Origin of the sequence: Acinetobacter sp. AR_0276, assembly GCF_003000705.1 — a bacterium.
GTDB classification, from domain to species: Bacteria; Pseudomonadota; Gammaproteobacteria; order Pseudomonadales; family Moraxellaceae; genus Acinetobacter; species Acinetobacter nosocomialis.
This window is the reverse complement of the sequence record NZ_PSQO01000004.1, coordinates 723,252-749,426: the sequence shown is the minus strand read 5'-3', so window position 1 is coordinate 749,426 and position 26,175 is coordinate 723,252. Positions and strand designations below refer to the sequence as shown.

Here is a 26,175-nt window from a genome sequence, read left to right as displayed (position 1 = left end):
ATCATTTATTCTGAAGTTCTGATTCGTTTATGGCAGTAGATGTACTGCCGTAAACGAGCCGATACCATAAACCGACAATATAAACTGACCAGCGTCCCATATAGTGGGGACCATCAAAAATGTAAATAGTTTTACCTTCATAAGCTTTAATTTGAGAAATAATTTCCCAAGGATAGGCTGCCCGGAATTGTCCATTTTTCTTGGTGCGAAAGGCTTCTAGCACAATCACCGTTTTATCTTTTCCAAGTGTTTGTTCAAGTTGGTCTAGAATACGTCTAGCTTGTTCGGGAGTTCTTACTCCCACACCTACGCCGTCTTGAAAAAAGATGCCCGCTTGTTGTGGTAACCAACTTTTAACCCAGAGATCATAATTTTCGGGTTCAGTTTCACCGCTATAAACACTAACCCAAACAGGTGAGGGTAGCTTTTCTAAAACATGACCTAATGTACTTACTCTTAGCCATGTGGGATCGGCTTCTACTGGAAAGTAGTATCCTTTTAACGATGCATCATTTTGTTCTTGAATAATTTGTGCAGATTTTTCTCCTAAAGCAACGACATTTGCACGTGCTTCATGTTCATTATATTCACCTGCTAAACCCAAAATAAGATTTTTAGCCCACGGTTGTTGTTTAATTTTCTGTATATCAATGGCATTTTCCCATTGAGGAAGATTGGAGTTTTTCCACCACGATTTAGATTCAACGACTGACCATTGAGGAACAAAGGTGTTCACACCTAAGTAATGCCAATTTCCTTTAGGGGGAGTAGTATTATTGTCAGGTTGCCAAAAAATACCTTCAATAATGGGAGGTTGTCCATGATTTTTGAACAACCCCGCATAAGCCACTACGCTACATATAATTAAAATAATAAAAGCAGTTATTTTAATTGGTATCTGTTTTCTCATTATTTCGTCGTAACCAATACCACAAGAAGATCACTATTATCATAATTGCAGAGATAATCACAACTAATAAAAAGAATGAAGACTGCTGAACTAATGGCGCTTTTTGATTACCTACAATTAATTTTTGGAGAACATAAATATTGCCGTTTTCTGAAACCAGCATTTTGGTCACATTATTTGGAATTTTATGCTGTATTTTTCCCCATAAATGCATAAAGGTGAGTGCACCGGTTTCAGAATCGGTAATCACATCAAAGCGGTTATTGTTATAACTCACAATAAAACCGTTGGCTGCCGCAGGCGCATAAATAATGTTTTGATGCATTAAGATTTGTTGCTGATAAATCTCTTTATTTACTCTCACATTGACCGCTTGAGGAGCGTTTGGTGAGAAACGTACCAGATTGAGAGGCATTGGTGCCTGTGTAAGCAGCATATTTTTAGCGACTTGTCCCAAAATGATGGCAATATTTAATGCCCCTGATTGGTCATCAATTGCAATCGTTGGTTTGGTTGCTAATGTCATTGAAAGCGCTGCCACACCATTTTTGAGTTTATGTGGAAGTTTTACCGTTGATTTGGCGGTATCTACCCAAAGTGAACCATGAGCATTTGGTAAACATTGAGAATTTGCAATAACTGAGTTTTCCAGTTTTAAGCTAAAGTTTGTTGTATTTGAAATTTCCTTAGCAAAGATGTTGAACTGTCGGTTTACTGGGTCAGAAGCGAGATCCGCCGTTTTCATACTACCGGCAAGGCCACCATCAAGCCATGCTGTAATACTAGAGCCTTGTAATAAACCACTTTGAATACGAAGTGCAATTTGTCCCTGTAAAATATCAGTAGGCTGCCACACTGCTGGAAAATCAAGGAATAGGTTCTTTTCAGCGTGGTTGAGTCTGAAGTCATCAATACCTAAATCTGCAAGCGTATCAATTTTTCTAAATTGAGCCCATGCTGGTGGTGAAATTGTAGTGGGAAAAATAGCACTACCTGTATTAAGCTGCTGTACGTATGCCGGATTAATTAGTCCATTAATCGCAGCAGTAAGCTCTTGGGCGGTATGGTAAGTGATAGAGAGAGTAGGTACCCCATCTGCAGGTTTTGAAATTTGTACAAACGCTCCATTTTTAAGTGGAGCTGTGGATTTGATCACTTCAATAATAAAGTTTGTTTCAGGATTCAGGTTCGTTTGACCTGAATCAACCCATTCAATAGGAGTTACTGAGCTCCAAGAACTTGCCAAACGAGCTAGCATGGATGCTTCGGTAATTTCCTTACGGTTATATTTTAAAATTCCAACAAATGGGGTAGGACGTCTAGCTTGGGGGTTAAATAGAGCATCTGGTAAATCTTTTAAACGGTATATATTTCGAACAGGAGTAAAGTCGAGTTGAGAATTACTCAAATAGGTTAAATGGTCGATATCTTCGGTACAGAAAGTCTCTTTTGTCTGGTTGAGAGTCGTTGGTTTAGCATATTGTTGAATAATAAAATCTAAACGATGAAAGCCACTTGGACTGGCAGGAATATTGAATTTAAACTGGCCATCACCATTTAAGGTCGTGTTATAGATTAGTTTATCGTCATATTTCACCAGTAATGTTGTGTCATTCTCAGTTGAATAGTCACTAGAGAACTGAATATTCTGCCATTCAGCTCCTTTTCCAACATAGAAAAAATGAGGCTCGACCGTATATTTGGTCGAGGTACTTATATCATCCAGTTTCCATGTATATGCATGAGCAGATATGGCAAGTAAAAAACTGGTGCTGGCAAGGAGCACTTGAGCTGTCTGGTAAAGATCGAAAGTCTTTTTCATTTATTTTTTCTCCTTGCTACGTTCTGTTTTGTACCATTGAAGGGAGTTGCCCTGTATTTTATTTTTTAGCATGTCAAATGCGGCTTTAAAGACAATAAATAAGAAGATTTGTGAGTAACTGACGTAAGATAAGACAGAGTAAAAATAGAGTTCCGGTTTAACTTTTTCTAAGGAAAGAGTAAACCACATTTGTGCCACATAGAGACAAAATGAAAGACCCCACAAGAGCGTAAATGGTCCCGGAACGGAAATACCTGCGATATCAAGTAACCCAAGCGTTAAAGTAATATGACTCCAGAATAGAGCTGGTACGAAAAGGATATAGCACATAATGTTATTCAGAATTTCAATCCCGATTGGGAAAGGTGTTCTAAGTGCTACAGGTAAATATTTACGTGTCACATAAAAGTTACCTTGTGTCCAACGCGAGCGCTGTTTAACAAATACACTTAATGATGGGGGATCTTGTTGCCAACCAATAGCATAGGGAACCCATTTAATTCGTTTTTGTCCAATAAAAATTCGGAAACTCATTTCTGTATCATCAACTAACGATTTTTCATCAAAACCGCCTAAAGTTTCCAGCGCATCGCGCCAAATGACGTAGTTGGTACCCATTAATGTTGATAACTCGAAACGTTGCCAACGCCCACCTTGGAAGATCCATTGGAAAAAGATGAATTCAATCGCAATAAAACGAGTCAAAATACTATCTTGCCAGTTACGGGTTCTTACTTTGCCATTTACAGCAACTAACTTTTTGTCTGCCAATAAAGTTTGAGCAAGTAAACGAACGCAATCGGGTTCAGGAGTACTATCGGCATCATAGACAACAATTAGCTCACCTTTGGCATGAGGAAGGCCATTATTGAGGGTCCGTGATTTACCTTTACCGCCCATTCCCTTGGGAACGTTGACAATTTTTATGCATGGATAAATTTTTGCGAGGTTTTCTGCGATTTCAAGGGTGTTATCTTTGGAGCCATCATTGATCAATAAGACTTCATAAGACTCTGCTGGATAATCCTGTTGAGCAATGGCATGCAAAGTGTCTTCAATCACCACGCCTTCATTATAAGCAGGGATCAAAACACTTAAGATGGGCCATCTTTCAGGTATTGGTAAGTTTTGCAGCTCTTTTTCAGCTGTTTTAGAATACTTCCACGCTTGATAACTTAACCATGCCCAAAAAGCTTGTGGAATCCAAATACCTAAAAAGCCAAATAAAAACAGGATATCAATTGGAGCCATTTTTACGGACCCTCCTAATAATAGAAGAGATGAGTACTAATAATAGAATTAATCCCACTACTAAGGAGATCCATGAAATATAGCTACCAAATGTACCCAGAAGATCTGGATAAGTTGTTGTTAAAATCAGATCAAGAGGAACTACAACAACACTTAAACCAATAAATATATAACCTACAAGACTCGTATTCACATGTTCAGGAGTACTGGCATAATCAATATTATTAAATTTCCATGAAATACCGAGTTGAGGATAACGAATATTAGATAGGGGTAAGTCGGCAGGAGGATTAATAATAATCTCATAACCTGATACATGGCCATTAAAGTCTTTGGCCGAATAAAATAAATGCTGACCTTGTCGGATTTCTCTAGATGGTAAAGGGACGGCTGAAGAATTTAACTGGACAATATAACTTCCAGCTGGCTGTGAAATTAAATTTTCATCCCATCCTGTACTTACGAAAGCAGCCATTGGCCTTAAACCAATAGCAGTTGAAAAAGTAGCCTTTGCGGCAAAATACTGAGGTTGTTCAGTTTTAAAAAGCACGATGGGGATAGCACCTTGGCTCACGGCTTCTTTTAATAAAAAATAGTGGGGGAAACTAAATACTTCATCTGGCAAGATAATGCCGGGGCGAATTCCGTTGTGAACAAACTTTTGAAAACTTTCGGAACTAATCTGATCAAGGGTGAAGACAGGCCACCATGTATCTTGATATGGAAAAAACATGGAAAGATCGTTAGAACTTTGCACTTCAGTTTTTATTTGTTCTGCTTTAATTTCGCAATGATAATATTGCCGATAGAATTGCTGTAGAGTGGCATCTGGATATTGGCTAGATGCAATCACAATTCCACAAATGTTAAGAAGATTAGACATTAATTCATCTCCTCAGGTGGAATTGGAATAATTTTATATTCCACCTCAAGACGCAACGTCATAATTTCTCTTAATTTTTTAATAAATTCAGGTTCTTGTTCAGTTTTTTGCTGACGAATCATAATACTGTATATATTTTCGAGATCATCATCTGCAAACTGAAAAACAATTTCATTGGGCAGAGGTGGATCAGGAAATTTGAACAACACTTATAAGTGATATTTTGCTCCCCAAATGATGTTATAAACATCAATATATGGAGTATTTTATGGCACGTAGACCAAGAAGAAATCATTCAAATGATTTTAAAGCTAAGGTAGAGAGGTGGATCAGGAAATTTGAACAACACTTATAAGTGATATTTTGCTCCCCAAATGATGTTATAAACATCAATATATGGAGTATTTTATGGCACGTAGACCAAGAAGAAATCATTCAAATGATTTTAAAGCTAAGGTAGCACTTGCTGCGATTAAAGCAGAAAAAACACTTGCTGAATTGAGTGCTGAATTTGATGTTCATCAAAACCAAATTATCGACTGGAAAAATCAACTGATTTCAGCTTCCTCGCAAGCTTTCGATCAATCAAAAGCTCCAACAGAACCACCCATCGATCTAAAAAAACTACATGCAAAAATCGGTGAGCAGGCATTAGAAATTGATTTTTTAGAAGGTGTGTTGAAGAAACTGGGCCGCTTCAACCACAAAAGTTAATCGATGACTCACTTCAGATTTCAGTATCTAAGCAAGCTCAGCTGCTGAAAGTCTCCCGTGGTTGTTATTACTATCGCCCAAAACCTGTGAGTGCATCAGATCTGAAGCTGATGCGCTGTATGGATGAGTTACATATGCAATACCCTTTTGCAGGTAGCCGTATGATGCGTGATTTGTTGAATCGTCAAGGACATCATATAGGACGACGTCATACACGTACTTTAATGAAGAAAATGGGCATTAATGCGTTATATTGCAAACCAAATTTAAGCCAGGCTAATCAAGCTCACCGCAAATATCCATATCTGCTCAAAGGATTGGCTATTCAGCGCAGTAATCAAGTGTGGTCTACGGATATAACGTATATCCCTATGGCAAAAGGCTTTGTTTATTTATGTGCTGTGATTGATTGGCATAGCCGCAAGGTACTTGCGCATAGAGTATCGATTAGTTTGGAGGTTACATTTTGCATAGAAACATTAAATGAAGCTATTGAAAAATATGGTCGACCTGAAATATTTAATACAGACCAAGGCAGTCAGTTTACCAGTGATGCATTTATTGATGTATTGAAATCAAATGGCATTCAAATCAGTATGGATGGTAAAGGTCGATGGGTTGATAATGTGATGGTTGAACGATTATGGCGGAGCGTTAAATATGAAGAGGTGTATCTCAAAGCCTACAGCAATGTTTTGGATGCGAAGAAGCAATTAAACGCATATTTTGAATTTTATAATTTGAAACGACCTCATTCGAGTCTGGACAAAATGACTCCAGATGAGTTTTACTATGACCAGCTACCACAACAAAATAAGGTAGCTTAACTAGAGCAGAGTATCACTTATAAATAAGCTTTTAGTTGTTCAAACATGTGGGACCACCTCTGTAGCACTTGCTGCGATTAAAGCAGAAAAAACACTTGCTGAATTGAGTGCTGAATTTGATGTTCATCAAAACCAAATTATCGACTGGAAAAATCAACTGATTTCAGCTTCCTCGCAAGCTTTCGATCAATCAAAAGCTCCAACAGAACCACCCATCGATCTAAAAAAACTACATGCAAAAATCGGTGAGCAGGCATTAGAAATTGATTTTTTAGAAGGTGTGTTGAAGAAACTGGGCCGCTTCAACCACAAAAGTTAATCGATGACTCACTTCAGATTTCAGTATCTAAGCAAGCTCAGCTGCTGAAAGTCTCCCGTGGTTGTTATTACTATCGCCCAAAACCTGTGAGTGCATCAGATCTGAAGCTGATGCGCTGTATGGATGAGTTACATATGCAATACCCTTTTGCAGGTAGCCGTATGATGCGTGATTTGTTGAATCGTCAAGGACATCATATAGGACGACGTCATACACGTACTTTAATGAAGAAAATGGGCATTAATGCGTTATATTGCAAACCAAATTTAAGCCAGGCTAATCAAGCTCACCGCAAATATCCATATCTGCTCAAAGGATTGGCTATTCAGCGCAGTAATCAAGTGTGGTCTACGGATATAACGTATATCCCTATGGCAAAAGGCTTTGTTTATTTATGTGCTGTGATTGATTGGCATAGCCGCAAGGTACTTGCGCATAGAGTATCGATTAGTATGGAGGTTACATTTTGCATAGAAACATTAAATGAAGCTATTGAAAAATATGGTCGACCTGAAATATTTAATACAGACCAAGGCAGTCAGTTTACCAGTGATGCATTTATTGATGTATTGAAATCAAATGGCATTCAAATCAGTATGGATGGTAAAGGTCGATGGGTTGATAATGTGATGGTTGAACGATTATGGCGGAGCGTTAAATATGAAGAGGTGTATCTCAAAGCCTACAGCAATGTTTTGGATGCGAAGAAGCAATTAAACGCATATTTTGAATTTTATAATTTGAAACGACCTCATTCGAGTCTGGACAAAATGACTCCAGATGAGTTTTACTATGACCAGCTACCACAACAAAATAAGGTAGCTTAACTAGAGCAGAGTATCACTTATAAATAAGCTTTTAGTTGTTCAAACATGTGGGACCACCTCTGGCTGATGCTGACTCAAAATTTTGATCATTTCGTTTTGAGTAGTTTTCCAGACATCATCACCTAGCATTTCTTTAATGAGGCTACGATTAAGAATCTTGATTGAAAAGACTTCATAGTCTTGTACATTATGGTGATCAAGAAGCTTAAAAAAGCTACGCTGGAAATATTTCAAAGCGCTGATAGGGAAAATATCGCGGCGATAATTTCGATCATAGCTTTGAATATCTCGATATTTTTGAACATTAATTTCAATATTGTGGCGTACAGCACTTAAAAACAGCGGAATAAGAGGAATAATAAACAGTAAGAGAAGCTGCCGCTCAATATGAGTTTGTGCACCTAAGTCGAGTAGAAAATATACAGCAACTCCAATAAATGCGAGTAAACCAACAATTAAAGACAAGCCAACTTCTAAAAAAGCACCCGAAATTAAAAGAAGAAGAATAAAGATCCAGCTTCCTCTAAAACTAACAGGCAACCACTCATATGCAACCATTCCCATAAATAGATGTGCTGCGATAATCCATAAGACGAGTGTTCTACCTGGGTTCTTTTGTTGCATGCGAGCTATGCTACCTTTTTTGTAATGTTAATTTTTTTATACTTTTATAATGAAAGGTGTCCATTTGCGAAGTTGTTGTTGTTTCTGTCCTTTTTAAGTATCTGCTATGTTTATTTGTAGATGAAAGTCCCTTTATAGTCAAATCCCGTTTTTATTTTTTAATCAAAAATAAACAGATAAGACGCAATTCTTATCTAAATATGCTTGAAAGTTTCAATTGCTTTTAATCGTGTTTCTTTTAAATCTACAATTGGTTTCGGATAATTTAAACTCAAGTTGATTTTGCTTGAGTAGGGGTCATGAATGGATTTATTGTCCAGATGAGCCAGTTCTTTCACCCATTTACGAATATAGTCCCCATTAGGATCAAATTTTTGTGATTGGGAAATCGGGTTAAAAATTCTAAAATAAGGCACAGCATCTGTTCCTGTTGAGGCACACCATTGCCACCCCCCATTATTTGCTGCCAAATCTCCATCAATTAAATGTTGCATAAACCACTGTTCACCAATACGCCAGTCAATCAATAAGTTTTTGCATAAAAACATGGCTGTAATCATACGTACTCGATTATGCATCCAACCTGTTTGTAAAAGTTGGCGCATCCCGGCATCCACAATAGGAATACCAGTTTGTCCTGTTTGCCAAGCTTTTAGATGCTCTGGATTATGGTTCCATTTAATTTTCTGAGTATCTTTCTTAAATGGAAGATGCTTAGAAACATACGGAAAATCAAATAAGATGTGCTGGTAGAACTCTCGCCAAATAAGTTCATCTAGCCATGTTTGTTGACCTTCATTGTCTAAATGAAAGTTGCCGTGTTGATTACGAAAGAGTGCTTGTAAACACTGCCTTACAGATAAGATTCCAATATTTAAATAAGGAGAAAGTTTGCTTGTGCCATGCACATGAGGAAAATCTCGCTCAACTTTATAATGGGATACAGAATCTTCGACAAATTGGTCTAGTTGTTCTAATGCATATGACTCGCCAACAGGCCATAAATCTTGCTGTTCTTTAGAAATAGATGAACAAAATAGTTTTTCAATTTCTGCCAAGTCCACACTTTTTTCATCTAAAAACTCTAATGAAATTTCATTTTGCTTACGTGGTAAAGGGAAGCATTGAGGTAAACCGCTGGTATTTAGTTTTGCATAACATGCTTTTTTGAATGCACTAAAAACCTGATAGGGTTGTTGTGATTGATTGCGAATGGAACGTAAAGGGAAAATTGTACGATCATGAAATAAAAAAAGCTCTTTGTTTTCCTTATTTAAAGAATCTTGTACTGTTTTATCTCTTTTTAATTCATTTGCACCCATTTCAATATTGGCATAGACATTTTCAATATTATATTTCTTGCTGAAATCAGAAATAAACTTAGCAGTATCTTCCCAATAAGGAATGACTTGGATAACAAGTGGAATATGAAGTGATGCTAATTCTTTTTGAAGCTCTTTGAGCTGCCGTAAATAAAAACTAATTTTTATTGGAGCATCGTCGTGTTGTTTCCATTGCTCTGGCGATAAGATGACTAATCCAATTGAAGGCCCTTGCTGACAGGCATGCCATAAAGCTGCATGATCATGTATTCGTAAATCTTGTCGGAACCAAATCAATTGATAAGCATTTGACATGCATAGTCCAATAATAAATTAACTTACTAAATATTATATAAAATAAACGCATAAAAAAAGCAAAGCCGAAGCTTTGCTTTTTATCATCTTGTGAAAGATGAATTAGTGGTGGTGACCACCTGCACCATGTACGTGACCGTGATCTAACTCTTCTTGAGAAGCTTCACGGATTTCTACAATTTCAACTTCAAAAGTTAAATCTTGGCCAGCAAGTGGGAAGTTAGCATCAACTACAACGTTGTCGCCTTCAACCGCTTTAACAGTAACGATTTGAACGCCGTCATCTGTTTGAGCTTGGAATTGCATACCAGGTTGAATGTTATCAACACCTTGGAACATTTGAGCTGGAACTTCTTGTACTAGGTCTGGGTTGTATTCGCCATAACCTTCAGCAGCTGGTACGTTTACAGTGAATTTATCACCAACAGTTTTACCAGTTAATGCATTTTCTAAACCTGGAATGATATTGCCTGCGCCATGCAAATAGGCAAGTGGTTCACCTTGAGATTGATCAAGTGTTTCACCCTCAGCGTTTGTTAATTTATAGTGGAATGAAACCACGTGGTTATTTGCAATTGCAGTCATGTTTTTGATCCATTCAATCAATTAAAGCGTACATCATAAAGTGAAAAATAAATTTTGTAGACTACAAAATCTCAATCTTTAACACTTTTTCTAATGCGTTTTTATCTATATAGGGATGAACTTAAAAAATTCAACTCAATACAGCTTAATTTTTGGACGTACTCGTCTTGTAAGTAAATCTTTCACTGTGAGTAGTCCAGCTTGAGTGTATCCATGAATTGTTGCTTGATGTAAACGATATAAAGATACGTACATCGTTTTAGCAATATATCCTTGTACACTGACATCCCCCAGCAATTCTCCAACGGCTTTATTACGACTTAAAGACACAAGCGAACCTTTGTCGTTAAATGTAAACATTGGCTGTGAGCGGCCATTCAGCCGAGCAGCCATTGCATCGACTAAAAAGCTTGCTTGTTGACTGGCAACTTGAGCACGTGGTCCGAGTGGGGGATTTCTTGCGTCGAGTTGACAGTGTGCACAATCACCGAAAGCAAATACATTTGGATCGGAGTAAGTTTGCAGAGTTGCGTAGACCATTAAACGATTAATATTGTCACGTTCGAAATCAGTAAAACTTTCAAGAACTTTTGGCGCTTTTACGCCAGCTGCCCATACCGTAATATCACTTGTGAGTTGATTACCGTTGCTGAAATAAATGCAGTGTTTATCAACTTTTTCAACGCGGTGTTGAGTTAAAATTTCGATGCCCATTTTTTGGAGCTGTTTTGCACTATGCTCAGCCGTTTTTTCACTTAAAGCAGGCAGGATTCGTTCTGATGCTTCAATCAGTGTGATTTTGACCTGTTTAGGATGGATCTTTTTCAAACCATAGCGATAAAAGTTTTTGGTTGTTTCAATCAGTTCTGCTGCAAGTTCAACACCAGTTGCACCCGCACCAATGATTCCAATATTTAATGTACGTTGGTCTGGTTGATTTTGTGCTTCGATATATAAATGCAAAAGATCTTGCTGGAAAATATCTGCTTGTTTTCGGCTATCGAGGAAATGACAGTTTTCGCGTACCCCAGGTGTGTTAAAGTCATTTGACACTGAACCAAGTGCTAAAATAAGCGTGTCATAATTCAGTTGTTGAACATGCGTGTTTTGTTCTTTGGATACTTGAGGTGGTACGACATCTATTATTTTTTGATCTTTGTGTAACGCAACAAGTGTTCCTAATACAAACTCGTAATGATGTTTTTCTGCATGGGCAAAATAATTGGTTTGTTCTTCGTGAGGGTTTAAGGAACCCGCAGCAATTTCATGAAGTAGAGGCTTCCAGATATGAGTCAAATTTTGGTCGACTAATGTAATTTTAGCTTTACCATTTTTTCCAAAAGTTTCACCGAGTTGTGTGGCAAGTTCTAAACCACCCGCACCACCACCGACAATAACAATATGATGTAAACTTTCGGCCATTTTTATCACCTAATTATTTTTCTATAAAAAAAGATGGCTAAATTATGCCATCTTTTATTTATAAAATTTATTGTGCCTCTGTGCACAATTTGATGTTTTTAGTGCGAATCTACCGGGTAAAGTTTTGCGGCACTATGGTTACTCGATGAAAAAATAGAGAACAAATTTGAGAACCACATCACGATTCTTTGGAAAATATTCGCTTCTTCAATATGCACATCATTTTCAATTTGTAAGCTGCGAATCAGCTGATTATTTTGATAAATTGAAACAGTTGCCAAGTTCATGGCTTTCATTAAAGGCGCAGTTAACTTTTGCTCATTTAACTGAATATTTACACGAGTTTGGGTTGTTTCAAGTGGAACAATAGTCTTCGGTTGCTTATTGCTATCAAGAACTTGAATTCGCTGTGTAGCGTAGTCAAATGTATTTAAATCAATTGGTGCTGGCTCAGCATATAAAGAAGTTGTGACAATGGTCGGCTGCTTAGTTTCTACTTTAAACATTTTTAAAGTTGATTTAATGACAGGTAGTTCAGCAATCAATTTTTGTTCAGGAATAACCACTTCATCACGTGTATAAGCATAAGCAAGGTTCATTAATTTATCGGCAATTTCAGCACGTTTCACGGCACTTGGTGTACCTAAAACAATAACCAGTAAACGTCTTTGCGGTAAGTTGGGTGAAAATGAAGGACGTGAAGCCGTTAGAGCCAAGTTATAACCTGCTGCTTTGGTATAGCCAGTTTTTAAACCATCTACAGATGGATCATATTTCAGAGCAAGGTTAGTTGCATGGTGAAAACGTTGATTGTAGCTAAAGCTTGGCATTTTTGAATAATGTAAATATTCAGGAGTTTGGTGAATCACTGCCTGACTTAATAAGCTTAAATCATGCGCTGTCGTGTAATGATCAGGCATTGTAATCCCGGCAGGATTACTAAAATGCGTGTCTTTCATGCCTAAAGCTTGAGCTTCTTGGTTCATACGTTGTACAAAATGAGGCACATCACCAGAAATTTTTTCGGCTAAAGTCACAGCTGCATCATTTGCCGACATCACAATTAAACCAGCCAAAAGCTGATCAACTGAAATTTGCTCGCCTGCTTTAAGGTACATTTGTGATTCATCCCACTGCACCACGCTTACGACTGGTGTTGCGGTAATGACTTCGTTCAGTTTTAGCTTTCCAGCCTTAATCTCTTTTAATGCAATGTAGGCCACCATCATTTTGGTTAAAGATGCTGGCGCACGTTGTACATGACTATTATGCTCAGCAATGATTTGTCCAGATTGAGTGTCTACAATTGTCCATGCAGCGGCTTCAACACTTTCAGGAGCAATATTAAGTAGAGCAGCATTGGTAAGAGTAGTACAGAAAATACTAAACAGTGTAAAAAGAGATAGGAAGAATTTCACTAGGTGACCTTGACGTTTACTGGCAAATACGGAACACAGATGCCCAGCATGCTATGCCTTTTTTTTGTAGAAGGCTAGTGTGAATTGTTGCCAAAAAATACATCTACGCAAGTCGATACAAAAAAGTGATAATCTAATGTGAAACCGTTCTTATTTTAAATTGAAGAATTTATGTTGCATTATCAAATAGAGTTCGATGATTACAAACAACACCTTGTTCACGTAACAATTCGTTTTTTAGCGAATCCAAATCAGGAACTATGGTTACCAACGTGGATTCCAGGCAGTTATTTAATTCGTGAGTTTTCTAAGCATATTGAGGCTGTAAAGGCCTATGATGAAGCTGGACGCATGCTCAATATTAAAAAAACTGAAAAAAATCGCTGGCGGTTATTTAATACCGATCATGAGTTAATTACTGTTGAATATGATGCGTATGCTTATGATTTGTCGGTACGTGGTGCTTATGTAGATCAAACGCGTCTATATATTAACCCTGCCTGTGTGTGTCTAGGCTTGGAAGGTCAAGAGCAATCTGCTTGTGAAGTAGAAGTCTTTTTGCCTGATGAGCTGAAACACTTTCAATTAGCAACTGGTTTAGCTTCAAAAAGCTTAGTTAAGGGACGTTTTACCTTAAAAGCTGATCATTATGATCAACTCATAGATAGTCCATTTGAACTTGCGGAGCAAACACGGTTTAGCTTCGAAGCTCATGGAATTGAACATGAGTTTGCAATTTCTGGACAGCACAATACCAATGTAGAACGTTTAAAAACAGACATTGAAAAAATTTGTGCAGCCGAAATTGAAATGTTTGGTTCAGCTCCATTTAAAAACTATACCTTTATGACGATGGCTACAGGGAATAGTTATGGTGGCTTAGAGCATTGCAACAGCACAAGTTTGATTACACCACGTGATGATTTACCAAAATCGAATGAACCAACTGAACCTTCGAAAGATTATCAACGTTTCTTAGGTTTATGTAGCCACGAGTATTTTCATTCTTGGTTAGTAAAGTTTATCCGTCCAGAAAACTTTGCGAACTACAATTTGCATCAAGAAGGTTATACCTCGCTACTGTGGATCTTTGAAGGGTTTACTTCATATTATGATGATCTCATTTTATTACGTAGCGGTGTGATCTCTCAGAAGTCTTATCTAGATTTGTTGAAGTCACAGCTTGATCGTTATTTACAAAATCCGGGGCGCTTTGTTCAAACAGTAGCTGAATCAAGTTTTGATGCATGGATTAAGTTTTATCGTCCAGATGAAAATACGAATAATGCTGGTACGAGCTATTACAACAAAGGCGCATTAGTTGCCTTATGTCTAGATTTAGGCTTACGTTTACGTGGTTCCAGTCTAGATGCCTTAATGCGTCGTTTGTATGAAAACACGCAAAATGGTATTCAGGTCAATGAGCGTACTGTTTTTGATTTATGTGAAGAGTTAACTGGCGATAGTTGGGTTGAGCAGATTAATCATTTGATTAATACCACTGAAGAATTACCGCTTGATCAGTTATTTCCTGAGTTTGGTTTAAGCTATACGCTTAAAAATGATAAGACCTTGGCTTATGGCTTAAAGTTAACTGATAAGCCGGAGGGCGTATTAGTACAAAATGCTCACCGTGAAGGAGCTGGTGCAAAAGCTGGTATTTCTGCCAATGATGTCATTATTGCAATTGATGGATTAAAAGCGACCACAAAACTTATTGAAAAATATGCTAAACAAAAGGGCAGTTACCCAGTCTTGGCTTTCCGCCGTGATGAGTTGTTATCATTTGAGGTTACAGGCGACAGTATCAACTTAACTGAAGTTGAACTTGTTGTTGAAGATCAAAGCAAAGCTGATAAATGGTTAAAAGCCTAAATAACAGTGAATTAATTTATAAAAAACCGATGTTTCGTACATCGGTTTTTTACTTTTTAGTAGATTATAAAAATTGAAATAGGTGTTATCTTTGAGTTTATTTTGAATGAAAAGTATAATATTTGTCAGAACTCTGAAAGATATCTCATGTAATTTAACAATGTCCTATATCTAAAAAGTTGGTAATCGTGCATGTATTACCATAAGTTAGGTATAAGATTATTATCAATAGATTTAAATTATGTATTATTTCGCTGCGAAATGTCGTTATCACTGGATATTTCGTTGACTGAAAGCCAATGAGAGCCGATACTCTCAGGGTTTTATTTAAGCATATCGGTTCGTAGGTACTGGGCCAAAAGCTCGGTCCTCAAAACTCAATTCAACGGAAGGGGCTATATATGGCTGGTGAAAAGTCAACTATCATTTACACACTGACTGACGAGGCGCCATTATTGGCGACTTATTCGCTACTGCCGATCATTGAGACCTTTACTAAGCCAGCAGGTATCGAGATTGTTAAAAGTGACATCTCTGTAGCTGCACGTGTGCTCGCAGAATTCGCTGACTACCTAAGTGAAGAGCAAAAGGTATCCGACAACCTTGCTGAGCTAGGTCGTCTTACACAAGATCCAGATACTAACATTATCAAACTCCCAAATATTAGTGCCTCTGTTGCGCAATTGACAGCATGTATTAAAGAACTTCAATCTAAAGGTTATCCAATTCCTGACTATCCGGAAAACCCGGCGACTGAAGAAGAAAAAACAATCAAAGCTCGTTATGGCAAATGCCTAGGTTCAGCAGTAAACCCTGTCCTTCGTGAAGGTAACTCAGACCGTCGTGCTCCTGCTGCCGTTAAAAATTACGCTAAGAAACACCCTCATTCAATGAGCGAGTGGAAACAATGGTCACAAACTCACGTTTCACACATGGAAGAAGGTGACTTCTACCACGGTGAAAAGTCAATGACGCTTGACCGCCCACGCAACGTAAAAATGGAACTTATCACAAACAGTGGTAAGAGTATTGTTCTTAAGCCAAAAGTTGCGCTTCAAGAAGGCGAAATCATTGACTCAATGTTCATGAGCAAGAAAGCACTTTGTGATTTCTATGAAAAAGAACTTGATGATTGTAAAGAAGCAGGAATTTTATTCTCTTTACATGTTAAAGCGACAATGATGAAAGTTTCACACCCGATTGTTTTCGGTCACTGTGTGAAAATTTACTATAAAGAAGCTTTCGAAAAACACGGTAAGTTGTTTGATGAATTAGGCATTAACGTAAATAACGGTATGGCTGGGTTATACGAGAAAATCGAAACTCTTCCAACATCATTACGTGAAGAAATCATCGAAGACTTACATGCTTGCCAAGAACACCGTCCTGCACTTGCGATGGTTGACTCAGCAAAAGGTATTACTAACTTCCATTCGCCTAACGACATTATCGTAGATGCTTCTATGCCTGCAATGATCCGTGCTGGTGGTAAAATGTGGGGTGCTGATGGTAAGCAATACGATGCTAAAGCAGTAATGCCAGAATCAACATTTGCCCGTATTTACCAAGAAATGATCAATTTCTGTAAATGGCATGGTAACTTCGATCCGAAGACTATGGGTACAGTGCCAAACGTTGGTTTGATGGCTCAAAAAGCTGAAGAATACGGTTCTCACGATAAGACTTTTGAAATTCCTGAAGCAGGTATCGCAAACATTACTGATCTTGACACTGGTGAAGTGTTATTGACTCAAAATGTTGAAGAAGGCGATATCTGGCGTATGTGTCAGGTGAAAGACGCTCCGATTCGTGACTGGGTAAAACTTGCAGTGACTCGTGCACGTAACTCAGGCATGCCTGCGATCTTCTGGCTTGACCCATATCGTCCACACGAAAATGAATTGATCAAGAAAGTACAGAAGTACTTAAAAGATCACGATACGACTGGTCTTGATATCCAGATCATGTCTCAAGTACGTGCTATGCGTTACACACTTGAGCGTGTAGTTCGTGGTCTCGATACAATTTCTGTAACTGGTAACATTTTACGTGACTACTTAACTGACTTGTTCCCAATTATGGAACTTGGTACTTCTGCGAAAATGTTGTCTATTGTTCCGCTTATGGCGGGTGGTGGTATGTACGAGACTGGTGCAGGTGGTTCAGCACCTAAACACGTACAACAACTTGTTGAAGAAAACCACTTACGTTGGGATTCGCTTGGTGAGTTCCTTGCGCTTGCAGTTTCTTTAGAAGAAATGGGTATTAAAGAAAATAATGCTCGTGCGAAGTTACTTGCGAAAACACTTGATGAAGCGACTGGTAAATTACTCGATAATGACAAGTCTCCATCACGCCGTACAGGTGAGCTTGATAACCGTGGTAGCCATTTCTACTTATCACTTTACTGGGCAGAAGCACTTGCAGCTCAAGACGAAGATGCTGAGTTGAAAGCTAAATTTGCTCCACTTGCAAAAGCATTAGCTGAAAACGAACAGAAGATCGTTGCTGAGCTTGCTCAAGTACAAGGTAAAGCAGCTGACATCGGTGGTTACTATGCAGTTGATCCTGCGAAAGTAAGCGCGGTAATGCGTCCAAGTGCTACATTTAATGCGGCGCTTTCAACTGTTCAAGCTTAATAACTAATTCGTTAGTAAATAGCTGAAAAGCCGGTGCATATGCGCCGGCTTTTTTATTTTTATAAATAATAGCTATTAAAAAAGCCCACTTATGTGAGCTTTTAAAAATTAAATGTTTTTATCGACCATTACGGCTACGACCACGAGGTGCTTTAGTATTTGGACGAGTTGTACCGTTAGTTTTACGACGTGGCTTTTCACTTTCATCCATTTGCCAGATACGCTTTGTACCAGACTTTTTAACAGAACCATCTTTATTCTTACGAACCATTGGTTTGCCACCTGTACCCCCAGGTTTTTTCACATACGAGCGTGATCGATAAGGTTGCTCGGCTGGAACATCTTTAAAGTCTGGGTAGAGTAGAGGTTCGATTTCTTTGGTCTCGCCTGGCTGTAATCCTAATTGGACTAAATCAATTGAACCGATTTTAGTACGAATGAGACGTAAAGTCGGGAAACCTACCGCAGAGGTCATGCGACGAACTTGGCGATTACGACCTTCACAAATAGAGATTTCAATCCAAGATGTTGGAATACTGGCACGGTAACGTACAGGAGGGTCTCGGTCCCATAACCATTCAGGTTCACTTACCTTAATTGCTTTAGCTGGTAAGGTCATACCATCATTAAGTTCAACACCTTTACGAAGTTGCTCAAGCGCTTCTTCGGTAACATCGCCATCAACTTGAACTAAATACGTTTTGTATTTTTTATTCGCAGGGTTGGTAATGAACTGATTCAAACCACCATGATCGGTTAAAAAAACTAAACCCTCAGAGTCCATATCAAGACGGCCTGCTATGCGTAAAGTCGGGTCATCTATAAAGTCAGACACCGTCATATGCGCTTCGTCTTTACGAAACTGGGAGAGCACGTCATAAGGTTTGTTGAGAATGACGATTTTCATAAAAAATGACTTCTTCTTTCAAATAAGAGGTAAAAACATTGAGCAATATTTAAGTGTGAAATTTGCTTATTTCCCACATAAATCTCAAAAAGGATTAAATTCGATTAAGCTATTATGCGTGAATAAAAGTTGAAAGTATTGTTTATCGATAATTATTTTTGTTTGGTTAGTTAAATATTATAAAAGGGAGAATCTACACAATGGGTTATCAGAAGATCGTTGTTCCTGCCGACGGTGATAAAATTACAGTAAAAGCAGACCTGTCACTGAATGTACCGAATCATCCAATTATTCCTTTTATTGAGGGTGATGGTATTGGTGTAGATATTACACCTACAATGAAAAAAGTTGTTGATGGGGCAATTTTAAAAGCCTATGGCGGCAAACGTTCCATTGAGTGGATGGAAGTATATTGTGGTGAAAAGGCCAATAAAATTTATGGCACTTATATGCCAGAAGAAACTTTTGAAGCCCTGCGTGAATTTGTCGTTTCAATTAAAGGCCCCCTAACTACTCCAGTTGGTGGCGGTATACGCTCACTCAACGTTGCACTACGTCAAGAATTAGATTTGTACGTATGTGTACGTCCTGTGCGTTGGTTCCAAGGCGTCCCTTCACCTGTTCAGCATCCTGAATTAACCGACATGGTTATTTTTCGTGAAAATTCGGAAGATATTTATGCAGGTATTGAATGGAAAGCCGATTCGGAAGAAGCTAAAAAAGTTATTAAATTCCTTCAAGAAGAAATGGGGGTCACAAAAATTCGTTTTCCTGAAGGATGTGGTATTGGTATTAAACCCGTTTCCAAAGAAGGATCGCAACGTTTAGTTCGTAAGGCCATCCAGTTTGCCATAGATAATGACAAACCATCGGTGACTCTTGTTCACAAGGGCAATATTATGAAATATACCGAAGGTGCATTTAAAGAATGGGGATACGAGTTAGCACTAGATCGTTTCGGCGGTGAACTCATAGATGGTGGCCCTTGGGTTAAAATTAAGAACCCTAAAAATGGTAAAGACATTATTATTAAAGATGTAATTGCAGATGCTTTCTTACAGCAAATTTTGATGCGTCCTGCTGACTACTCTGTGATTGCAACCCTTAATTTAAATGGTGACTATATTTCCGATGCATTAGCAGCAGAAGTAGGGGGGATTGGAATTGCACCCGGTGCAAATATTGGTGGCGCTATTGCAGTTTATGAAGCAACACATGGAACAGCACCTAAATATGCTGGGCAAGATAAAGTAAACCCCGGATCAATTATTCTATCTGCTGAAATGATGCTTCGAGACATGGGATGGACTGAAGCGGCTGATCTGATCATTAAAGGAATTTCAGGAGCGATTGCAGCTAAAACGGTAACTTACGATTTTGAGCGTTTAATGCCGGGCGCAACCTTATTGCGTTGCTCTGAATTTGGTGATGCCATAATTCAACATATGGAAGATTAAACTTAAATAAAAAGGCCCTCGAACGAGGGTTTTTTATGTATATAAGTATTTATACATTTTTATGCTATTAAAAATTAAAGCTAAGAGTGGGCAGTGTATACCCATAATAAACAAGCCAATACTGTAAAACTTAGCAATATTAAACCTTGTCCGTGATGAGTAGCATACAGAGGTACATTACCAATGCTATGCGTCATTTTATAGTTCAAAACAGGCCTGATACAAAAGAAAAAAAGAGGTAATGATAAAATCACTGTATTACTAATTTTAATGCTATAGCGGAAATAGTAACTAAATAGCCCTATCGTAGCCGCATATAGCAGCGTTTTGAAAAGCACTTCACCACTGGTATATATATCTATGCCAATATAAAAATTAAACTTCCATATAAGAAGGCTAACTGTAGCAATTATTGTAATAATGCCGACAACAACCGCATTTGCTGGGTTTGATACATTGTACATTTTTAAAGTTTTTAATTGGTATAAATTAATTTGAATAAAATATATATTATAAAAAAGTATAGTACATTGACTATTTTTAACTTTATAAAACTCCTCAAAAAATCTGATTTAGACATTTTGCGACTCACGCGAGTTTGAACTAGTCTCTTTAAATACCCATAAGGCAAAACAGAATATAATGACTATTAGTAGACCTAAACTTTGACCATGACCCGAGAGATAAAACGGAACATCTGGGATGGTTTGAAGGGCTTTATAATCAAGAATTGGTTCTAGCCAAAAGTACGCGAATGGAACAGCAATTAAAAATTGTGTTGTAAACTCAATATGATCGCGTGTTAAAAAGCCAAGAATAGCTGCTGTGGCAATATAGATAATGATCTTTACAGAGACCTCATAGGATGTTGTGATATCCAGTGCAAAAATGGTCCGGCATTTAAATGCCAGTAATGAAACACAGATAAAAGCAAACATCGCCAAGAGCTTTAAAAGCTCATCAATATAATTGTTATTGCTCATGTCTTACTCTATTTTAAGTATTAAAAATTATAAATTTTTATCGAATATAGATCAGAAAATAACACTCTACATTGACATAATATGACATTTTTTGTCAGTTGAGCTTACTGAGTAGGCGTATAGACATAGGTGTTATGCAGTTAGCTCTACTGATCTACTCATTAATTTTAATTTTGACAAACTACGATTACTCAATGAAAAGCCCCTTATGTATAGGGGCTTTTTTTATTGCATAAATTCCGGATGTTTCTGGGGCTTAGAGCTACCAATTTTCTTTTGATAGCTTTGGTCTAAAGCCTGAATAATAAGTACAAAGACAATTAAAAAGAGAGGAAAGTACAAAGTTTTCATAGTTTGGTTTCTCCGAGAGAATTTCGTATGGAAGAATGGGTGCGAATTAAAAGGCTCAATGCAAATAACAAAACAATGCCTCCCATTAAAAACAAATGGGCATAAGACCAATGCAAGTGGTGTAAAGTACTAATAACAACGCCACCTAATAGCTGAGTGCTGGCAAACCCAATGGTGGCAAGGCTCCAGATTTTTTGATAACGCTGCTCATAAATCTGTAGCAGACTATAAGAGCTAATAAATACAGTGGCTGGTGTAAGTAGACCTGTAAGAAAGGACGATAAGGCGAGTAAAGCAGTAGTATGGGAAAAGAATGGTAAAGCAACTGCCAAGCAGTAGACACCGTATAGCCATTTAATGGCTTGTAAATAACCAGTAAAGCGGCTTAAACAATAAGCTACAAAGGCGCCAATACAGCTTCCTGTCCCATAAAGAACCCAAAATAAATTTCGTTGTTGCAAGGGAAAGTGTAGAGTTCCCGATAAGTAGTCCATCCAGAACAAAGAGTGGGGAATATAAGCAAAAGCACTGCACATATAAGCAATAATAATGACAAGCCCCAAACGTGAGTGTTTGAAGTTTTGAGGAGCTTGCGTTGTGACTTGTACGGCCTGAGTAGACTGATATTTTAATAAGCGGAAAAGAACGAAACTGCCAATAATAGAGAGTACTGCAAAAATGCTCCATACATATTGAACAGACATGTTTTTGAGTGCAGGAATAATGAGAGTAGCAGATAATACGCCTGCGCCAATACCACTAAACCCTAAAAAATTAACTTTAAGTCTTTGGCTAATTGCAATATTTTTCATAGCAAAGCTAGGTGCTAAAATCATGAGTAGGCCACCCGCGACACCTGAAATAGTACGCCAGAGAACAAACCAAGCCATAGGCATGTGTATAAACGAACAGCAGAGCAGGCTTAAACTGCCTAAGACAGCTGAACTTGTGATCAAAGCGGGAATAGATTTTTCTTTAATGCTAAACAGTGCTAATAGTGCGCCAACCAGATAGCCCAATAAATTTGCACTTCCTAAATAGCTTGCAAAATCATGAGTCCATCCATATTGCACAATCATGATCGGCATGAGCGCAGTATATGAAAACCTAAAAATACCAATTCCTAGACAAGTCGCTAAAAAGACAAGCAGGCTCATTCGATAGAACGTAGACATGAGAAGTCTCTCAATTTTTTTATTATTAAAAGCGAGTTTATTTATCATTAGAAATGATTTAATATGATATTAATTATCTTGTTTTGAGATAGTGGCATGTTGCTTAAGTCTTTAGAGTTTTTTTTAGCGGTTGCAGAGAGTGGAAGTTTTTCACTAGCTGCACAAAAAATGTATACGGTTCAATCGAACATCACAAGTCATGTGAAAAAGCTTGAAGAAGAGTTAGGCGTGGTTTTATTAAATCGTCATAACCCCGTTACATTAACTAATGCAGGGCAGCAGCTACATAGTTATGCTGTGCAAATGATTGCACTGCATAATAAAGCGAAAAAAATTTTTCAAGAAGGTGATATTGACCCGAATGAAACCATTCGTTTGGGCAGTATGGAAACAACAGCAGCAATACGACTTCCTCAATTGCTTAATCAATGTATGCAGCAATATCCGAATTTACCAATTGAGCTTCAAACTCACCCAACACGATATTTGTTAAACGCGGTGCAACAAGGAGAAGTCGATTGTGCGTTTGTTGCTTCTAAATATGTAATTCCAGAGCTATATAGTTTTCCGGTGTGGCAAGAACAACTGGTTTTAGTTTGCCCAAAACAACAAACTCACTTTCCCGACATTACCACCCTCGCAAAGACTCGTTTTATTGCGTTTCGACAAGGCTGTTCTTATCGGCATGCAATTGAACTGTTTTTAAATGATCATAGTGTTCCACCTTCACAAATTATGGAAATGGGTAGTCTCGATGGCATTGTGAGCTGTGTAGAATTAGGAGTCGGTTTTGCTTTGTTGCCCAAGTCATATCTGAGCAAAGTAGCCGATAAAGTCTCATTAAGTTGTTTTGAAATTAACACTGAATCTGCACATTTCACTACTTATTTGGTTGCTCAGCCTCCTGAAACATGGGGCAGTAATTTAAAGCAATTTATTTGTTTTATTGAGCAAAACTTTATACAGAAATGCGCTTAATTTTTATACATAAATATCCTACTTATCTTATGTTTTAAAAGTGATATATATGTATTTAAAAGTCATTTTATATTCTCATTCAGATCAGTAATGATCTGCATGCTAGAAAATTGTTGAAAAGGGTAGTTTATATAGGCCGGCTATGGTCAAATATGCCCCCTTAAAAGATGACACAAGCAATAAGTTGGAGTTTGGGAATGAATATACCCTTAATCATCAATATTGTGGTTTTTGTCGGGTTAATATTTTTACTCGCCCAAACACGTAAAACGGACTGGAGCTTATCTAAAAAAGTTCTAGCTGGCTTAATTTTAGGTGTAGTGTTTGGTTTAGGACTACATTTGATTTATGGCGGTGGCCATCCGATTCTTGCTGAATCTATTAGCTGGTTTAATATTGTTGGTAACGGCTATGTAAAACTTTTACAAATGGTCGTGATGCCTTTGGTCTTTGTTTCGATTTTAGGTGCGGTAGCGAAGCTACACCAAGCTTCTTCTTTAGGAAAAATCAGCTTCTACACCATCGGGACTTTGTTATTTACCACACTCATCGCTGCGCTGGTTGGAGTATTTGTGACGAACTTGTTTGGTTTAACTGCCAAAGGTTTGGTACAAGGGGCGGCTGAAACAGCTCGACTTACTGCAATTCAGACTGACTATGTGGGTAAAGTAACAGACTTAAGTGTACCGCAATTTATTCTTTCTTTTATTCCGAGTAACCCTTTTGCTGAGTTAACGGGTGCAAATCCGACTTCGATTATTAGCGTGGTTATCTTTGCTGTATTTTTAGGGATAGCAGCACTCAACTTGATGAAAGATGATGCAGAAAAAGGTCAACGTATTCTGACGGCTATTCAGACTTTACAGTCATGGGTCATGAAGCTTGTTCGTTTAGTAATGACGCTTACACCGTATGGTGTTTTTGCTCTCATGACAAAAGTTGTGGCAAGTTCAAATGTTGCGGATATCTTGAACCTAGGTGGTTTCTTGGTCGCGTCTTACTTAGGTTTGGCGATTATGTTTGTCGTGCATGCCATTATTTTGACTCTGACTGGTGTTTCTCCACTTAAATTCTTCAAGAAAGTTGCTCCAGTTCTAACATTCGCGTTTACGAGTCGTTCAAGTGCAGCAAGTATTCCACTTAGCATTGAAGCGCAAACTCGTCGTTTAGGCGTGCCTGAGTCTATTGCAAGTTTCTCTGCTTCTTTTGGTGCCACTATTGGACAAAATGGTTGTGCGGGTTTATATCCAGCCATGCTCGCAGTCATGGTTGCGCCAACTATGGGTATTAACACCCTAGACCCAATGTGGATTGCTTCGTTAGTGGGTATTGTCACTTTAAGTTCAATTGGCGTAGCAGGTGTTGGTGGTGGTGCAACTTTCGCAGCATTGATCGTACTTCCTGCTATGGGTTTACCTGTAACATTGGTTGCACTTCTTATTTCAATTGAACCACTCATTGATATGGGTCGTACTGCGTTAAATGTAAATGGTTCGATGACTGCTGGTGTCGTTACAAGCCAATTTATGGGGCAGACCGACAAAGCTATAATGAATAGCGAAGATGAAATTGAATTAACTCAACATCATTAAAAGTTAATATTAAAATGGCTCATCCAATCTGGATGAGCCATTTTTTTATATGCGTAAATTGCTATTGTGATGTTAATTTTAAAAAAACTGTATCTGTTTTTCTTTTAAATAATTTTTAAAAATGAGCTTATTAAGAAAGAGAGCACTAACATGAAAATGTATCAAGTCGATGCTTTTACCAAAGAGTTATTTCGTGGAAACCCTGCTGCTGTAGTAGTTGAAAAAGAGTGGCTAGATGCAGATTTAATGCAAAAGATAGCGCTTGAAAATAACTTATCCGAAACTGCTTTTGTAAAAATTATAGACTCTGAAAATTATGAAATCCGTTGGTTTACTCCAACAGTTGAAGTCGATTTTTGTGGGCATGCGACTCTTGCCAGTGCGTTCGTATTATTTAAAGATTTTACCGAGAAAAAGACTCTTAATTTTCATGTACGAAACTTAGGCCTATTTGTCGTTCATCGAGATGAAGACGGCAAAATCAGAATGAACTTTCCCATACGACAGGCTCATCAAGTTGAAGATTATCCGGATGTTTTACGTCAAGCATTAACAAAACCGTTTAAAGCGGTTTATCAAAATGTTCAAGCCTACATTGTTGAATATGAATCAGTTCAAGATGTATTGGATGAGAAGCCTGACATGAACTTGCTTAAAGCCTTAGGTAAGCGGACTGCGATTACCACCAGTGGTCTTGATGTAGCAATAACGTCAAGAGCAGATCAACACTATGATTGCGTATCGCGTTATTTTGCTCCTGTCGCAGGTATAGAAGAAGATCCTGTTACAGGTTCAATTCATACCGCAATAGCACCGCTATGGGCAGAGAAACTCGCTAAAAATAATATTACTGCTTATCAGGCTTCTAACCGTGGAGGCGTTTTGTATTGTAATGTGCTGAACCAGGAGCGTATTGAAATTTCAGGCTATGGCAAACTTTATATGCAAGCAGAAATTTTTCCTTAAAATATAAGGCCGT

General features: G+C 37.9%; 21 protein-coding genes and 2 pseudogenes. 8 read left to right on the top strand and 15 right to left on the bottom strand.

Annotated features, from left to right (window positions below):
- Position 1 precedes the first annotated feature (1 nt).
- From CSB87_RS04375 to CSB87_RS04355, 5 genes and pseudogenes are all read right to left on the bottom strand, one after another.
- Positions 2-910: a hypothetical protein gene (locus CSB87_RS04375; RefSeq protein WP_031953051.1), complete on the bottom strand. Its 909-nt coding sequence runs from the start codon at positions 908-910 to the stop codon at positions 2-4.
- Complete coding sequence (locus tag CSB87_RS04370; RefSeq protein WP_004707591.1) at positions 888-2,732, bottom strand: hypothetical protein; 1,845 nt, start codon at positions 2,730-2,732, stop codon at positions 888-890. The genes CSB87_RS04375 and CSB87_RS04370 overlap by 23 nt, the downstream gene beginning before the upstream one ends.
- A complete protein-coding gene (locus tag CSB87_RS04365; protein ID WP_000035254.1) occupies positions 2,733-3,983 on the bottom strand; it encodes a glycosyltransferase family 2 protein in 1,251 nt (416 codons plus the stop codon).
- The gene (locus CSB87_RS04360) at positions 3,970-4,866 is read right to left on the bottom strand and encodes a hypothetical protein (RefSeq protein WP_031953050.1); all 897 of its coding nucleotides are present in this window, start codon (positions 4,864-4,866) and stop codon (positions 3,970-3,972) included. The genes CSB87_RS04365 and CSB87_RS04360 overlap by 14 nt, the downstream gene beginning before the upstream one ends.
- Positions 4,866-5,045: pseudogene (locus CSB87_RS04355) on the bottom strand (hypothetical protein); the annotation flags it as partial. The gene CSB87_RS04360 and the pseudogene CSB87_RS04355, both read right to left, overlap by 1 nt.
- Positions 5,046-5,262: 217 nt before the next feature.
- Between CSB87_RS04355 and CSB87_RS04350 the strand changes: the two are divergent.
- Positions 5,263-6,407, top strand: a protein-coding gene (locus CSB87_RS04350) for an IS3 family transposase (RefSeq protein WP_106105040.1) whose coding sequence is annotated in 2 segments (ribosomal slippage) — positions 5,263-5,527 and positions 5,527-6,407 — 1,146 coding nt in all. Because the reading frame shifts where the segments join, the coding sequence is not laid out codon by codon here.
- Between the two features lie 19 nt (positions 6,408-6,426).
- A protein-coding gene (locus tag CSB87_RS04345; protein WP_228155272.1) for an IS3 family transposase occupies positions 6,427-7,553 on the top strand; the annotation gives its coding sequence in 2 pieces (ribosomal slippage) (positions 6,427-6,673 and positions 6,673-7,553; 1,128 coding nt in all).
- A 51-nt stretch (positions 7,554-7,604) separates the two neighbouring features.
- On the opposite strand, the pseudogene CSB87_RS04340 reads toward CSB87_RS04345, so the two are convergent.
- The 5 genes and pseudogenes from CSB87_RS04340 to CSB87_RS04320 all read right to left on the bottom strand — a co-directional run.
- Positions 7,605-8,177 (bottom strand): annotated as a pseudogene (locus CSB87_RS04340) (hypothetical protein); the annotation flags it as partial.
- Positions 8,178-8,371: 194 nt separating this feature from the next.
- Entirely contained in the window at positions 8,372-9,814 is a 1,443-nt protein-coding gene (gene phrB / locus CSB87_RS04335) for a deoxyribodipyrimidine photo-lyase (RefSeq protein ID WP_016805077.1), read from the bottom strand.
- Positions 9,815-9,916: 102 nt separating this feature from the next.
- A complete protein-coding gene (gene slyD, locus CSB87_RS04330) occupies positions 9,917-10,399 on the bottom strand; it encodes a peptidylprolyl isomerase (RefSeq protein ID WP_002052512.1) in 483 nt (160 codons plus the stop codon).
- 135 nt (positions 10,400-10,534) lie between these two features.
- Complete coding sequence (locus CSB87_RS04325) at positions 10,535-11,821, bottom strand: NAD(P)/FAD-dependent oxidoreductase (RefSeq protein ID WP_017398142.1); 1,287 nt, start codon at positions 11,819-11,821, stop codon at positions 10,535-10,537.
- Between the two features lie 98 nt (positions 11,822-11,919).
- On the bottom strand, positions 11,920-13,239 hold the full coding sequence (locus tag CSB87_RS04320; RefSeq protein ID WP_002052978.1) for a D-alanyl-D-alanine carboxypeptidase PBP6B: 1,320 nt from the start codon (positions 13,237-13,239) through the stop codon (positions 11,920-11,922).
- A 171-nt stretch (positions 13,240-13,410) separates the two neighbouring features.
- Here CSB87_RS04320 and CSB87_RS04315 point away from each other — a divergent pair, with 171 nt between their 5' ends.
- Positions 13,411-15,114 carry a M61 family metallopeptidase gene (locus CSB87_RS04315; protein WP_004885915.1) on the top strand — a complete coding sequence of 568 codons (1,704 nt, stop codon included), beginning with the start codon at positions 13,411-13,413 and terminating at the stop codon, positions 15,112-15,114.
- Positions 15,115-15,515: 401 nt separating this feature from the next.
- On the top strand, positions 15,516-17,753 hold the full coding sequence (locus CSB87_RS04310; RefSeq protein WP_002052445.1) for an NADP-dependent isocitrate dehydrogenase: 2,238 nt from the start codon (positions 15,516-15,518) through the stop codon (positions 17,751-17,753).
- Between the two features lie 118 nt (positions 17,754-17,871).
- Here CSB87_RS04310 and CSB87_RS04305 read toward each other — a convergent pair whose 3' ends face one another.
- Positions 17,872-18,660 carry an rRNA large subunit pseudouridine synthase E gene (locus tag CSB87_RS04305; RefSeq protein WP_004707608.1) on the bottom strand — a complete coding sequence of 263 codons (789 nt, stop codon included), beginning with the start codon at positions 18,658-18,660 and terminating at the stop codon, positions 17,872-17,874.
- Positions 18,661-18,860: 200 nt separating this feature from the next.
- On the opposite strand from CSB87_RS04305, the gene icd reads away from it, so the two are divergent.
- Positions 18,861-20,117 carry an NADP-dependent isocitrate dehydrogenase gene (icd, locus tag CSB87_RS04300; RefSeq protein WP_017394328.1) on the top strand — a complete coding sequence of 419 codons (1,257 nt, stop codon included), beginning with the start codon at positions 18,861-18,863 and terminating at the stop codon, positions 20,115-20,117.
- 80 nt (positions 20,118-20,197) lie between these two features.
- Here icd and CSB87_RS04295 read toward each other — a convergent pair whose 3' ends face one another.
- The 4 genes from CSB87_RS04295 to CSB87_RS04280 all read right to left on the bottom strand — a co-directional run bounded on the left by CSB87_RS04295 (position 20,198) and on the right by CSB87_RS04280 (position 22,626).
- A complete protein-coding gene (locus CSB87_RS04295; RefSeq protein WP_079377796.1) occupies positions 20,198-20,689 on the bottom strand; it encodes a hypothetical protein in 492 nt (163 codons plus the stop codon).
- On the bottom strand, positions 20,690-21,100 hold the full coding sequence (locus CSB87_RS04290; RefSeq protein ID WP_002052664.1) for a hypothetical protein: 411 nt from the start codon (positions 21,098-21,100) through the stop codon (positions 20,690-20,692). It lies immediately after the preceding gene.
- 225 nt (positions 21,101-21,325) lie between these two features.
- Positions 21,326-21,451 (bottom strand): hypothetical protein, encoded by a 126-nt coding sequence (locus CSB87_RS04285; protein ID WP_017394326.1) that lies wholly within the window; start codon positions 21,449-21,451, stop codon positions 21,326-21,328.
- Positions 21,448-22,626, bottom strand: coding sequence for a YbfB/YjiJ family MFS transporter (locus CSB87_RS04280; RefSeq protein ID WP_031953044.1), 1,179 nt, complete (start codon positions 22,624-22,626; stop codon positions 21,448-21,450). Before CSB87_RS04280 ends, CSB87_RS04285 begins: the two co-directional genes overlap by 4 nt.
- Before the next feature lie 96 nt (positions 22,627-22,722).
- Between CSB87_RS04280 and CSB87_RS04275 the strand changes: the two genes are divergently transcribed.
- From CSB87_RS04275 to CSB87_RS04265, 3 genes are all read left to right on the top strand, one after another.
- Positions 22,723-23,604 carry a LysR family transcriptional regulator gene (locus tag CSB87_RS04275; RefSeq protein ID WP_031953042.1) on the top strand — a complete coding sequence of 294 codons (882 nt, stop codon included), beginning with the start codon at positions 22,723-22,725 and terminating at the stop codon, positions 23,602-23,604.
- Between the two features lie 197 nt (positions 23,605-23,801).
- On the top strand, positions 23,802-25,196 hold the full coding sequence (locus tag CSB87_RS04270; RefSeq protein ID WP_001025080.1) for an L-cystine transporter: 1,395 nt from the start codon (positions 23,802-23,804) through the stop codon (positions 25,194-25,196).
- Positions 25,197-25,346: 150 nt separating this feature from the next.
- On the top strand, positions 25,347-26,162 hold the full coding sequence (locus tag CSB87_RS04265; protein WP_031953041.1) for a PhzF family phenazine biosynthesis protein: 816 nt from the start codon (positions 25,347-25,349) through the stop codon (positions 26,160-26,162).
- The last annotated feature ends 13 nt before the right edge of the window (positions 26,163-26,175 follow it).